Consider the following 13,432-nt stretch of genomic DNA (forward strand, 5'->3'; position numbering starts at 1 on the left):
GACATATGTTAAAACGTCTTATCGCCTTTTCACTTAGTCAGCGCATTTTAATATTATTGCTCACATTGGCGATCAGTGTGGCAGGCTACATTGCTTTTACGAAACTACCAATTGATGCTTTTCCTGATGTGTCAAGTACGCAAGTACAAATTGTGATGAAATCGCCCGGCATGACGCCCGAAGAGGTGGAAAGCCGTATTGTTGTACCCATTGAACAAGAAATGTTGGGAATATCTCATCAGACAGTAATGCGTTCGCAATCTAAATACGCGATTGCGATTATCACATTAGACTTTGCTGAAGGCACTGACCCTTATTGGGCTAGACAACAGGTGAATGAACGTTTAAGTAATGTGATGTCTGCATTACCAAGTAGTACGTCAGGTGGAATTGCACCCATGACGACCCCATTAGGTGAATCTTTTATGTTTACCTTACATGGGCCACTCAGTGATATGGAAAAACGAACTCTACTTGATCGGGTGGTTCGTCCACAACTTCGTAAAATTGAAGGGGTCGCCGATGTTAACGCTTTGGGGGGACTTGTTCGTACATTTGAAGTGACCCCTAATTTAGAGGCCCTGGCGGCACGAGGCTTATCTTTAACACAGCTACAACAGGCAATCGAGCTAAATAATGCCAGTGATGGTGCTGGGCGGCTTAATGAAAATGGAGAGTCATTACTGATCCGAAGCGATAGCCGCGTCAGAAACCTTGAAGAGTTAGGCGATATTATTGTTTCTAGCCATCAAGGAACATTGGTGCGGGTTAAAGATGTTGCACAGGTACATACTGGAGCACTCACACGCTATGGTGCAGTGACTGAAAATGGCCAAGGTGAGGCTGTCCAAGGTATTGTATTAACTTTAAAAGGTGCGAATGCACGTCAAGTCGTTCAACATGTTCGTGAGCATTTGTCCGACATTGAAAAAACTCTGCCACAGGGTACAACGATTGAACCATTTTATGATCGTGGTGAGTTGGTAAACCGAGCCATTCATACCGTAAGTAAAACGTTATTAGAAGCTATTGTCTTAGTCTTGATTTTACTTTTATTGTTCTTAGGAAACCTAAGGTCTGCTTTAGTGGTTGCGGCAGTTTTACCATTATCTGCACTAAGTACTTTTTTGATGATGCACCATTTTGGTTTAAGTGCCAATTTAATGTCTTTAGGTGGTTTGACGATTGCGATTGGTTTATTAGTGGATGCTGCAGTTGTAGTGGTTGAAAATATTGAAATGCAACTTGCTGAAGCAAAAGAGTCACCGCAACGTTCTTTTTTACCGCCATTAAATATGATTTACCGCGCAGTGTCTGAGGTTGCAGTACCAGTCACAGCAGGCATGATCATTATTATGTTAGTGTTTATTCCATTGGTCACGCTTGAAGGATTGGAAGGGAAGCTCTTTTCACCTGTGGCTTTAACAATTGTATTTGCTTTATCAAGTTCACTAATTTTTTCTTTGACAGTGATTCCTGTACTGTGTTCATTCTTTCTAAAACCGAAAGCACATCACACACCCTTTTTAGTAGCTAAATTAGAAACTGGTTACCGAAAACTTTTGAATCTGAGTTTAGCCCATCCTAAACAGATTTATGTCTTAGCAGGTGGTACCTTACTTCTGGCTGCATTGATTTTCCCATTCATTGGAAAGTCATTTATGCCAACCATGGATGAGGGAGATACTATTTTACAGTTAGAAAAAATCCCTTCGATTAGCTTACAAAACTCAATTGCATTAGATCTGGATATTCAAAAACGTATTTTGGAACAAGTGCCTGAAGTTGAAAGAATTGTGGCACGTACAGGTTCTGATGAATTGGGATTAGACCCTATGGGGTTAAATGAAACAGATAGTTTCATTGTGCTAAAACCACAAACGCAATGGCAAGTCAAAAATAAAGAGCAAATTTTAGAAAAAATTCGTCTTGTACTTCAAGATGTTCCTGGCGTGAACTTAACATTTAGTCAACCCATAGAGATGCGCACTTCAGAAATGTTGTCTGGAGTACGAGGAGATTTGGCTGTCAAAATTTTTGGAAGTGATTTAGACCAGCTTAATGATTTATCAAAGCAAATTGCAATAGTTCTACAAGGCATTGAAGGCAATGAAGATGTCATGACACTCGAAAATTCGGGAGTACAGTATCAAGAGCTGCGAATCCATCGTGATATGGCTATACGAAATCAATTGGACAGTCAAAATGTTCAAGCCCAACTCAAGATGCTCGTGGAAGGCAAAGAAATAGGTTCCATTATTGAACAGGGGCGCCCTGTTCCATTAATGATGAAAGGGGATCCACGTTTGGGAGAGTCGAGTTTTGAATTTTCCAATATTGCCTTGCCAATTGAGAATGCAGCTGCAGTGCCATTGTTATCTTTAGCAGAAGTGGTTAAGACTGAGGGTGTCGTAAAAATTGATCGTGAAAATGCATCACGAATGTCAGTGGTACGTGCCAACGTACGTGATCGTGATTTAGTTAGTTTTGTAGATGAAGCAAAACAATTGGTTGCAGAGAAAGTCAAGTTACCAACCGGCTACTCACTCAAATGGGGGGGGCAATTTGAAAACCAACAACGTGCGGCTGCTCGCTTAATGCTTGTTGTACCTGCTGCATTAACAATGATCTTCTTTTTACTATTTACGACTTTGGGTTCGGTGCGTCAAGCCGTATTGGTTTTCGTCAATATTCCCTTTGCGTTAGTCGGTGGAGTATTTGCATTAGCATTAACAGGTGAGTATTTATCTGTTCCTGCATCAGTTGGTTTTATTGCCTTGATGGGGATTGCTGTACTGAATGGTTTAGTGATGATTAGTTATTTTAATCAACTGATTTCTCGTGGTGTTGCAATTGAGGAAGTTGTTCGTGAAGGTGCTATGCGCCGTTTACGTCCAGTCATGATGACCGCGAGTATTGCAGCTTTAGGTTTGATCCCATTGTTATTTACTACTGGCCCTGGTGCCGAGATTCAACGTCCATTGGCGATAGTTGTGATTGGAGGGCTTATTTCTTGTACTTTGCTGACTCTGATTTTACTTCCTAACTTGTTTAAAAAATTTGGTTTAGCGCGAGATCATCATGTCTGAAATATGCCAACTCTCTATTAACGTGTCCTCTGATATTGCTGAAGAACTTATGGAGCATTTGTGGTTAATTCCTGAGTTGATTTCAGGGTGTACTTGTGTCAACGCACAAGGGTTTGGTAATCGCCAACATTATCGTAATGTTCAGGAAAAAATTCGCGGAGCAACTGAACGGAATCTTATATTGCTGATTGTACAACACGAATCTGTATCATTGGTTTTGGCGCATATTCAGCAAAAATTTAAATCAAGTGATTGTTTTTATTGGGTCATACCTACATTAATTTCTGGTTATATGAGCCAAGGAGCACTTGACTAATGACATTAAATATCAAATTTAAATCAACACTTCTAGGCCAAATTTGGTATCTGTTTGGGTTGGGCTATTGTTTTACAGTGGCTTCGACAGCAATTGCAAAACCTCAACTTGAAGCTGCTTTGCCACCACTTGAAGCAGTACAACAGAGTCTAGTAGAACATCCGAATGTGCGTGCTGCAATATCAGAGCAAGATTATGCAGACTTTGCCCGACAAGGATTAAAAGTAGGGCAAAATCCGTGGACTGTTACAGCCGGTATGCAAGTACGTAAGACGGATACACAACTAGAGCGAAAACAAGCCAATAGTTATGAACCTAGTTTGGGGATAGAAAAACAAATACGTTTGCCTAATAAATACCGGCTAGATCAAGATCTAGCACAACGTATTTCAAGTATTGCAGAAACCCCAACCTTGGCAATAGTCACCAACATAATTTACATTAAATTGTATAAATTGCTGTGTATATAAGTACAATAACATCAATAACTTACGTTTTAAAATATTTTTATTGGAATTAATGTTTATTAAGATCGTTTAATTTTGGTCACATAAGTTTTTAAAAATTTACCAAATAATCACCAACATAATTTTGTGATGATTAATTAGGTAAACCGAATGGTAAAAAATCAGGTTGATGGAGTTATATATGGCTGAACCGTACCGGGTTTGTCGGAGACTTTTTTATTTAAGTTAGGCCACCTGACCTAACGGGTTAATCTTATGCTGCTGTTAGGGTCTAAAAATAGCAGTTTTGAAGGGCTTTATCGAGTGATTTTTTCAACACTCTACGCAATTATGGATATCATAGTATCCACTTTATGTTTTATTTCGCTATAATGGATATAACTGTATCCATTTGGTCTTTGCGGATGAATTTTACCTTACTTGATGATACCGATGTAAGCCAAGCTTATGCGGCTTATTTACGTGAGTTACGCAAGCAGGCAAAGCTGTCGCGCGCTGCATTGGCTGAGCGAAGCTGCGTACCTGCGGCCACCATTAAGAAATTTGAGCTGACCGGGCAAATTTCATTTCGTCAATTGCTGTTGCTATGGCAGACACTTGATTCGCTAGATAGGCTTTATCAGCTCACGCAACTTAGCAAAGAACGCGCTGCTATACCCATGAGTATTGATGAGGTGCTAAAAGATGAGTTTTAAACCGATTCAGAAGCTTAATGTTACTCGTACGCTAAGCTCAGGTGAGCAGATATCTGTTGGAGTCTTGGCGCAGAATCGGCAAGGCGTTTTTTTTCAGTATACTGACGACTATTTGCAGCAGTTTGGCAATTTATCACCGTTTACCTTGCAAGCGAATACGCTAGTTCAAGCCGCACCTAAAGCGCCGCACCAAGGTGTACATGGCGTATTTGGGGATTGTTTGCCCGATGGCTGGGGCATGTTGTTACAAGATCGTATTTTCCGGCAAAAGGGCATCCTACCTAATCAATTAACGGCGATGGATAGACTGGCCTTTGTCGGTGATAAAGGCATGGGAGCGCTGTCTTTTGCTCCGGTGTCTGAGTTTTCAGCCACGACATACGCGGACATTGATTTAGCAACCTTGGGCTTAGAAGCACAAACGCTGTTCGATGCTTCAATGTCAGATTATATGGATGATAATCACGATGAGTTAGATGGGCATACGCAACAGGTGTTGGCCGCATTAGTCGCCGGTGGTAGTTCGGGTGGAGCAAGGCCTAAGGCGCAGATTTATATGCCTGCAGGGGAAACTCAGCATTGTCGAACCTTTGCTCAGCCTGGAGATGAGGCTTGGCTGATTAAGTTTACCTCGAAAAATCTCGCGCTCGGGCATGAAGAAGGGTTGTGTGAAGCGGTTTATTTGCAAATGGCCGAGCTTGCCAAGTGCCAACCACCAGTCTGGCAACTCATTGAAGCACCAACTACAAGCGGTGCGTCTGCCTGGTTGGCGCTTAAGCGTTTTGATTATGTCACGGAGCAGGCCCGTTTAAGCGGTAATCGCAGTTCAGGTCGCTTGCATATGCACAGCGCTTGCGGGCTGCTGGATGCAGACTTTCGAACGCCAAGTTTAGATTATATTGACTTGATCAAAGCCAGCCGTCAGTTGTGTAAATCTCCTGCTGCTGGGCAGCTGCAATTTCGCCGTGCCGTTTTTAACCTGCTGTCGTCTAACCAAGACGACCACAGTAAAAACTGGGCGTTTTTGCAAGCGGATGACGGTCAATGGAACCCTGCACCTTTTTACGATGTTACCTACAGCCCACATCCATTCAACGAACACGCCACTGCTTTCGGCGGTTATGGCAAAGCGCCATCGCTTAAGGTGATGCAAAAACTTGCTACTAGTGCTGGCTTTGCGAATTGGAATGATGCAAAGCAAGTTATTGAAGAAGTCGCAGAAGCCATCAGCCAATTTACGTATCTTGCCAAGCAACAAGGGATCAGTAAAACAACAATGTCCGTGATTGCTAAGACATTGGAGCAGCGTAAACAAGAAAATGCAGCGCTTTTTCTATAACAATAAGAAGGGACAGTAATGAAGCTCGGCCGAAACGATCCTTGCCATTGTGGCAGTGGTAAAAAATTTAAACGTTGTTGTATGAGCAGCGTTTCCAAGCAACATGCCCAAGTCTTCGATGATGTTGAAACCATGCTGGCAATGAACCCAAATTTGAGTCTTGATGAACTCAATGCCGCTTTGCAGCACAAAGTGCAAGAACGCAATCATCAACCTCATCCCGATTTTTGTGGCGTAACGCCAACGCAAATGGCCAATTGGCTTTATGCGCCTTTTGATGAATTAAAGTGGGTGACAATTTGCACTCCCGACTCTCTTTCTGCCAGCCCAATAATGCGTTATCTAGCCCTCATTCTTGATGAGGCCATGGCGCAAGAAGGCTCCTTCAAAGCCACGAGTAAAGGCAACTTACCGGCTAAGTTGGTTAAACAGGCCAGTGAGTTATTGCCTGAGTTTGCCGTTGCTCAATTAGAACGTAGTATAAGCATCAGCGAGTTTTCGGGCAGCAATGAAGACAAATTTAATGCCTTGCACTACACCCGAGTGCTTGCCGAAATTAGCGGTATTATTTATCGGCGCAGTGGCCGCTACCATGTAAAAAAATCAGCGCAAAAGCAGTATCAAGCGCTAGGCATACAGGCCTTTTTCAAACCTATGTTAGAGGCCGCTATCAGCAAATATAACTGGGGTTATTTGGACAGTTTCGAATACGATGTCGACTTGCGCACTTTTTGGTTGTTTATGCTGTGGCGTATTCAAAGCCACAACAGTGTGGAGCAGCTTGTGAAAGAGGTGATGACAGCTTTCCCTAATCTATTGCTGGTATTCCCTACGGATGATTACTTCTCGCCAGAAAGAAACTTAAGTATGCTCATCGAATCACGATTTATTGAGCGATTTTTGCAGTTTTGGGGATTTGTAACGATTGACCCAAGACGTTATATAAACGCTGAACAAGTCGCCAGAGTGATTCAGGTACAGCCTTTGTTAAAACAAACTTTTCAATTCACAATAAATAAATAGCAAGGTCACCGTGAGCGAATTTCAATACTATAAATTTGAGCGTCTGGATGGGTATTTAGATGCTAAAGCACGTCAAGCACTCAGAGCCATTTCAAGCCGTGCCGAGATCAGCGCTACGGCCTTTCAGGTGTATTACACCTACAGTGATCTAAAGGCCGAGCCTTTTGAGCTGATGTTAAAATACTTTGATATCGGTTTTTACTATGCCGATTGGGGCTCAATCGATGTATACATCAAGCTACCAGCAGGAACGCTTCCAGATGCGTTACTTGGCTTTTCAAGTGATGGACTTCATGTTCACGAAAACGATGAGTGGCAGTTGCTGATTTTTTCCCTTGAGGAGTGTGATGAGTATTTTGACGATGAGCATGCTGACGACTTTTTCCAGCATTTAGCCGCTTTACGCGGCGGGTTAATGCAAGGGGATTGGCGCCTTGTGTACTTAATGTGGCTCAAAGCGTTTGATTTTAATGATGGCGTTGAGCGAGTGCCGTTAATTCAATTCGATTTTGAGCACCTCAGGGAAGAGGAGCAGTCGTTTGCTGCGCTGTATGATATTCCCTTAGCATTGGTTAAGGCGCTCGCCATGGTGCTGAGCGAACAACCCAGTCACCAAGCCAAACAAACTCAGCTTACGCTTGATGCGTGGATCCATAATCTCTCGCAAGCAGAGAAAGACACGCTATTACGCACGTTGTTTGAGCAAGGCCAGCTAACCCGTCACCAAGCCTTAGCGCTGACGCGAAAAGAACCTGTCAACACAGACGAGATCTATCAATACTGGTTAACTTCCGCCGTCATTTCTCCTTTCATTGAGCAAGCGCAAAGTCAATTACAGCAAGAGCAAGCCGCAGCACTCGCAAAAAAATTAGCTATCGAAAAAGCGGAAAAAGAAAAAGCGTTGACGTATATCTACAATCAACGTGAGCACTACTGGCAGCAATCACAAGAGCAAGCGGATCGAACTTGCGCCAGTGGTTACGATGCGGCATCACGCTATCTGCATCAGCTGTTTGAGGCCTATCAGTTCAAAGCTGATGAAGCGGCGTTTGAACAACGTTTTAAGCGCTTTGTTGTGGCGAATAATAGCCGTAAAGCACTGTTAAATCGCTTGAGTGATTTGCTTTAAACGATGAGGCGATAGGCTGGCCAAATGACGTTAGCAAAAAACCGATTGAGGGTTGGTTGAAAGGTTGTAAGCCCACCAAAGGTCTACAAATTGTTACCTATGAAGTCACTTTGTGTAGACCTCGGGGTCTAAGTAACGCGCTTTTACCATCTCTGTGGTAAATACTGCGTGAAATACAAAGGCATCACGATATTGGTTTGCTCTAATGCGGATGAGCCTTGTGTACCCGTTAACTTAAAGGTTTTACTTGGAGTACATTTTTCAACGTAGGATGCCAACGATTTTGCTCTTGTACGTTTACCACTTTTGACCTCCACAGGGACGATATCGCCTTCATCGGTCGCCAAAATAAATTCGATTTCGGCACGGGCGTCATTCCATGAATAGCTTGGGTCAACGCCAATGGCAGTGAGCTCTTGTTGCACAAAGTTTTCAGCCACATAACCTTTGTATTCATAGTTTTGTTGCTTAATTTCTTTATAACTGCTGCCGAGCATATGATTAAGCAGACCCACATCAAACAAAAACAGTTTCACCATATTTTCTTTTTTATAGGCCGCTAACGGAGATTTCGGCAATCCTTCAATAGGGTAGTTTGGCAAAGCTAGGCGGCAGCAGTTAAGCCAATGGATCGCGGTTTCAAAATCGCTATAACGAGATTTACGCTCATGCACATGCTTAAATTTAAAGCGTTTAACCGACTCATCGCTGACAAGTGATAGCTGGGCTGGAATGCTATTAAATACCGATTCAATCAGTGTGGTGTCGACCTTGCCCGCGTACTTACCAAAATCGCGGCGATAACCTTCCACTAAATCGGCATGAATTTTTGTGACTTTTTCAACACGCTCTAGAATGCTTGAATCCTTATACTGATACCAAGCAGAAACGGCTTCCGGCATACCACCAGTAAAAAAGTAGTCAGTGAGTTTGTCCATCAATTTGGTGTGTACTGCCGGTGTGCTTGCTTGACTATCAAACGCTTTGATCAGCGCTTGCTCGTTGGATGCGTAAATAAATTCTTGGAAGGTCAGTGGTCGTAAATTGTATTGTTCTACCTTGCCCACAGGGAAGGTGTTGAGCAAACCAATATTCGAGCCGCTGGCAGCGACAAAATAGGACGGTGCTTTTTCAGCAAAGTACTTTAGTGAGGTAACGGCACGTTCACATTCGCCAATTTCATCTAATATCAGCAGATCGGTTTCTGGGTTGAACGCTTGGTTGGTTAACAACTCAATATTCATTACTAGCTCGTCAGGTGACAGAGAGCCATCGAACGCTTCTTTGTAGGCAGGGTTTTCAAGGAAGTCGATACGAAGGATGTTGGCAAAGGTATTCCCAAATAACTCTTGTAGCAGATAGGTTTTACCTGTTTGTCTTGCACCATCGATCAATAATGGCTTGCGCACCGGTTGATTTTTCCATGTTATTAGGGCGTTTAGTAAGTTGCGCTGCATTGTCATTTCCCGCCAATTAAGACTGTTAACTGCCTGTAGTATAACTCAGCCTACACTTTTACGCGCAGAAAAGTGCGGAATTTTACATTTTTATGCGCATAAAAGTGTAATTTGATGACCTTTGGCATTCAGGGATTCACATCATCGCCTTGGCCAACGCGCAAGCTAAACCTAAAAGTAGGATATAAATCCAATTATATTGAGTAAAGTGGGAATATAGTCCCTTTGGTTGGTGATATGGCTAAGCGTGACTTACACAATATATTGTTTCCAAAGCAGCGTAAAATCCTGACGCAGTTTGGTGAAGACTTGCTGTTGGCGATGAAAAGACGTGGTTTTACCAAAAAGCTACTGTGTGAACGTACTGGTTTTGATCATAAAACCGTGAATTAAGTCTTAGCCGGTGATCCGGGCGTTGCCATAGGCACTTACTTAAAGGTGATGGCCGTTCTTGGCATGGAAAGCAACTTTGCAGAAATGGCCGCCCATGATGAAGTGGGTATCAAGCTGCAAAACATAAAATTGCTGGAAGGTTCAAGATGAGCCGTGAAATCGTTGAAGTCTATGCCGACTGGCAGCCAATTGAAGCACCTTTGCTAATAGGGCTGCTTTCTTACAGCGATTCAAGCCGAGGTGGCGTGTTTAGTTTTGCCTACGATAAAGCATTTTTAACCTCAGCCTATCGCTTGCAAATTGATCCCATCCTGACCCTCCACTCCGGTGTACTCTAAAACGATGAAGTCGATAAAAGCTTCCGCGCATTTCTTGATTCATCGCCTGATAGATGGGGGCGTATTTTAATGCAGCGGCGTGCGGCGATTGAGGCGCGCAAAGGCATTCGAGCAACAAGTCGATTAAACGAATTGGATTACCTGCTGGGCGTAAATGACTCTTACCGGATGGGTGGTATTCGATTTAAGCGAACAGGCTCGAATGCTTTTTTGGACGACAATTCTGAATTTGCTGCGCCGCCAATGGCTTCTTTGCGAGAGCTAGAGCATGCAGCAATGCAGATTGAAAAAGACGATAACATCGACAGTGACGAGTATTACCGCTGGTTGAAAATGCTGATTTCTCCAGGCTCATCATTAGGTGGTGCAAGGCCCAAAGCTTGTGTCACAGATGAACAAGACCACTTGTGGATTGCTAAGTTTCCCAATTTAAACGATACCCATGATGTGGGCGCGTGGGAGATGGTCTGTTATGAATTGGCGTTAGCGGCAGGTGTTGACATGTTTCCAAGTGAGATGAGGCAATTTTCGTCACAGCACCATACCTTCTTAACAAAACGGTTTGACCGCGACGGTGACAAGCGGCTGCATTTTTCGTCGGCCATGACACAGCTTCAATACTATGATGGTGAACAATCTCAAGGTGCCAGCTACTTAGAGATTGCTGAATTTATTTCCAATTGTGGAGCACAAACCACAGCTGATTTAGCTCAGTTTTGGCGTATGGGGGTAAAGGCATGGGGAAGTGTTTAATGAAGTGCTGCTGTTTATTTTGGCTTGGTATTTGGTGAAGGGATGTTTTCTAATTTCAATGAAGGTTGCTTGTTACTGTTGTCATCAATGTACTCAAGGGCGTACCTCATAGCCTTGTAGCTTTTCTCGCGTTTTTTAAACATGCGTTGCAGCATAGGGAGAGTGCAGTCCACATAGTCGTGAATAGTGACTTGTGTTTTGCCTTCCGATTCACGATGAATACGACCGGCATATTGAGCCAATGTTCCTTTCCATGAGATGGGCATGGCCAAAAACAACGTATCCAGTCTTGGTAGGTCAAACCCTTCGCCTACATATTTTCCTGTTGCGACGACGACTTGAGCCGATTGCAGATGATTGTCAGCGTTCTTGCGTTCCGCAGCTTTCATGGCGCCTTTAAGTACGACAGTGCTTATACCCATTTCGGTAAGTCGTGAGTGTATGGATTCTGCGTGCTCTCTACGCTCTGTAAGGACTAACGGGTGTCCGCCATTTTGAACACACTCGTAGGCGTCTGAGACGATTTTTGAAGTGCGCTGCTCATTATTGACGAGCCAGCGGTAGGCATCGCTTATTTTGGGGCGCTCATCTGTTTTTATAAGCTCTGCTGCTGGTACATCGTAGAGCTGATGAATCATCACGGTTTGAGTAAATTGCTCATCAGGGCTTTGTTTCACTTTGTAGCGAATAGGCCCTGCCGCCATAAAAATGATCTTTTGATGACCATCTTGTCGCTCTGGTGTTGCTGTAAGGCCCAATACATATTTTGCTCTTACCTCGTTGAGTACCATTTCAAACCTTGGTGCAGATAGGTGGTGGCATTCGTCAACAATAATATGGCCGTAGTCTTGAATGAGAGGAGTGATGGAATTGTCTTTTTTATTAACCAAACTTTGGTAGGTGGCTATGTCGATAATGCCACTCGGCTTTCTTTTACCTCCGCCTATACTGCCAATGGTTACTTCGGGTAGGAACGTGCGTAAGCGCTCTTGCCATTGTCGAGCAGTTGTCGGCTATGAACCAGTATGAGGGTATTTACTTTGCGTTTTACGATCATAGCAATGGCAGTAACCGTTTTTCCAAATGCAGTTGGCGCATGCAAAATACCGAAGTCATGTTTAGATATTGCGGCCACTGCGTCACGCTGGTTCTTTCGCAAAGTGAACTCAGGGGTAAGCTTTAATAATGGTTTACCAATTTCACGCTTATCGTCAAATAGTGGCGAAATGTTTTGCTCTTGTAGCAAAGCAATCGCATCATCGAGGCAGCCTCGCGGTAGTGCTAGATAACCGTTTTCAATACGAGCACAGGAAATAAACCTCGGAATGCCATGGGTTGAAAAGCGCAACGCTTGTGTTTTAAAAAACACAGGATTAGAAAAACTAGCTAATCGCTTTAGTCCGGCCAGTAATGGCCCAGGTAACTCGCTCATCAAAAAGTAGATATGGTTGGCCAAGGTAATGGTCACGTTTTTCGGCAAAGACTCTAATTTTATTGGTGCGGCTTTGGCTGTGATTTCCCAAGGAGGGCGGTTGTCTGTTAGCCCTTGCTCGGACAGTAATAGGGTGTTGGGTGAAATAGTTGTTATGAGTTGGTCAATACTCGACTGAGTGAGCGTTTTAAGCTCAGCAAGGTACCGCCATTGATCATCGATGGCATTCAGGTCACTGTCAACAAAGCAACTACGACCTGAAAGGCGAGCCTCCTTTTGAAGTGGTAACGCAATGAGATTGCCAAACCCGCCTTCAGGAAGTACATCTTGGTTAGGAAAGAGCCTGTCATAGGAGTCAAACGATAGATTTGGAAATATTTCCATGGCTTTATCAAGCAAAGCGAAACCCAGTGCCCGAGCATGGTTCGCTGGGATATTGGTTTCAAAAAATATCCATAAGTGAGCCCCGTTGCCAGAACGCGAGATTTCTATCGCGTGCGGAATATCAAACGCTTGGCACACTTTAGACATTGCTTTGACTTCTTCTTGCCAACAGCCTTTGTCAAAATCGGCTGCCAACAAATAGCACGAATTATCTTTAAGTAGTGGATACAGACCTACCACTTGATGACCGGCAAGGTGCCTGTAAATAATGTGCTCGTTTAATTCGCTAAACTTTCGGTGTGAACAGTCTTGGCATTTAATGCGGGGTTTGTTGCATAGCCCGCTTACCCACTCATTATCACAGGCTACGGAATAGCCACTGCGCCCCTGTTGATTTTGCCAACGATTGGCAAAGATATCCTCTCTTCCACGAAATCGTTGTCTGAATAAGGCGACCTTTTGTTCTGGCGTGAATGTCTGTACTGAACGCTCGATTTGAGCGCTACGCAAAGCCTCTCTTAATGCGAGAAGCTGCTGCTTTTCATTTTCAAGCTCAGCTAGCCTGTTATCAATAGCAGAAATGTTTGGGTAGCGAGCGTCATTCATAACAAACTAAT

Annotated in this window: 9 protein-coding genes and 3 pseudogenes; 9 read left to right on the plus strand and 3 right to left on the minus strand. The window is 43.5% G+C overall.

The features are described 5' to 3' along the window. Positions 1-5: 5 nt before the first annotated feature. The 7 genes from FTU03_RS10860 to FTU03_RS10890 all read left to right on the plus strand — a co-directional run bounded on the left by FTU03_RS10860 (position 6) and on the right by FTU03_RS10890 (position 8,058). Positions 6-3,089, plus strand: a complete 3,084-nt coding sequence (locus FTU03_RS10860) for an efflux RND transporter permease subunit (RefSeq protein WP_004974298.1) — start codon at positions 6-8, stop codon at positions 3,087-3,089. Then, a complete protein-coding gene (locus tag FTU03_RS10865) occupies positions 3,082-3,405 on the plus strand; it encodes a DUF3240 family protein (protein ID WP_004974301.1) in 324 nt (107 codons plus the stop codon). Before FTU03_RS10860 ends, FTU03_RS10865 begins: the two co-directional genes overlap by 8 nt. Beyond that, positions 3,405-3,875, plus strand: a complete 471-nt coding sequence (locus tag FTU03_RS10870; RefSeq protein ID WP_228291711.1) for a hypothetical protein — start codon at positions 3,405-3,407, stop codon at positions 3,873-3,875. The genes FTU03_RS10865 and FTU03_RS10870 overlap by 1 nt, the downstream gene beginning before the upstream one ends. Before the next feature lie 401 nt (positions 3,876-4,276). Further along, positions 4,277-4,567, plus strand: a complete 291-nt coding sequence (locus tag FTU03_RS10875; RefSeq protein WP_070153163.1) for a helix-turn-helix transcriptional regulator — start codon at positions 4,277-4,279, stop codon at positions 4,565-4,567. Continuing rightward, positions 4,557-5,906, plus strand: a complete 1,350-nt coding sequence (locus tag FTU03_RS10880) for a type II toxin-antitoxin system HipA family toxin (RefSeq protein ID WP_154320132.1) — start codon at positions 4,557-4,559, stop codon at positions 5,904-5,906. Before FTU03_RS10875 ends, FTU03_RS10880 begins: the two co-directional genes overlap by 11 nt. A gap of 18 nt (positions 5,907-5,924) precedes the next feature. Continuing rightward, complete coding sequence (locus tag FTU03_RS10885) at positions 5,925-6,929, plus strand: YecA family protein (protein WP_070153169.1); 1,005 nt, start codon at positions 5,925-5,927, stop codon at positions 6,927-6,929. Positions 6,930-6,939: 10 nt separating this feature from the next. Next, entirely contained in the window at positions 6,940-8,058 is a 1,119-nt protein-coding gene (locus FTU03_RS10890; RefSeq protein WP_179989052.1) for a hypothetical protein, read from the plus strand. Positions 8,059-8,201: 143 nt separating this feature from the next. Here the strand turns inward: FTU03_RS10890 and FTU03_RS10895 are convergent, their stop codons facing one another. Beyond that, positions 8,202-9,515 (minus strand): ATP-binding protein, encoded by a 1,314-nt coding sequence (locus tag FTU03_RS10895; RefSeq protein ID WP_070153175.1) that lies wholly within the window; start codon positions 9,513-9,515, stop codon positions 8,202-8,204. A gap of 237 nt (positions 9,516-9,752) precedes the next feature. Between FTU03_RS10895 and FTU03_RS16320 the strand changes: the two are divergent. Both FTU03_RS16320 and FTU03_RS10905 read left to right on the plus strand, forming a co-directional pair. After that, positions 9,753-10,058, plus strand: a pseudogene (locus FTU03_RS16320) (transcriptional regulator). After that, a pseudogene (locus FTU03_RS10905) lies at positions 10,055-10,969 on the plus strand (type II toxin-antitoxin system HipA family toxin); the annotation flags it as partial. The pseudogenes FTU03_RS16320 and FTU03_RS10905, both read left to right, overlap by 4 nt. 44 nt (positions 10,970-11,013) lie before the next feature. Here the strand turns inward: FTU03_RS10905 and FTU03_RS16225 are convergent. Both FTU03_RS16225 and FTU03_RS16235 read right to left on the minus strand, forming a co-directional pair. Beyond that, positions 11,014-11,790: a DEAD/DEAH box helicase gene (locus tag FTU03_RS16225; RefSeq protein WP_257219781.1), complete on the minus strand. Its 777-nt coding sequence runs from the start codon at positions 11,788-11,790 to the stop codon at positions 11,014-11,016. Then, positions 11,791-13,421: pseudogene (locus tag FTU03_RS16235) on the minus strand (DEAD/DEAH box helicase family protein); the annotation flags it as partial. It abuts the gene before it with no gap. Positions 13,422-13,432: the final 11 nt, after the last annotated feature.

Origin of the sequence: Acinetobacter sp. YH12046 (genome assembly GCF_013419905.1) — a bacterium.
In the GTDB taxonomy this organism is placed as follows: Bacteria; Pseudomonadota; Gammaproteobacteria; order Pseudomonadales; family Moraxellaceae; genus Acinetobacter.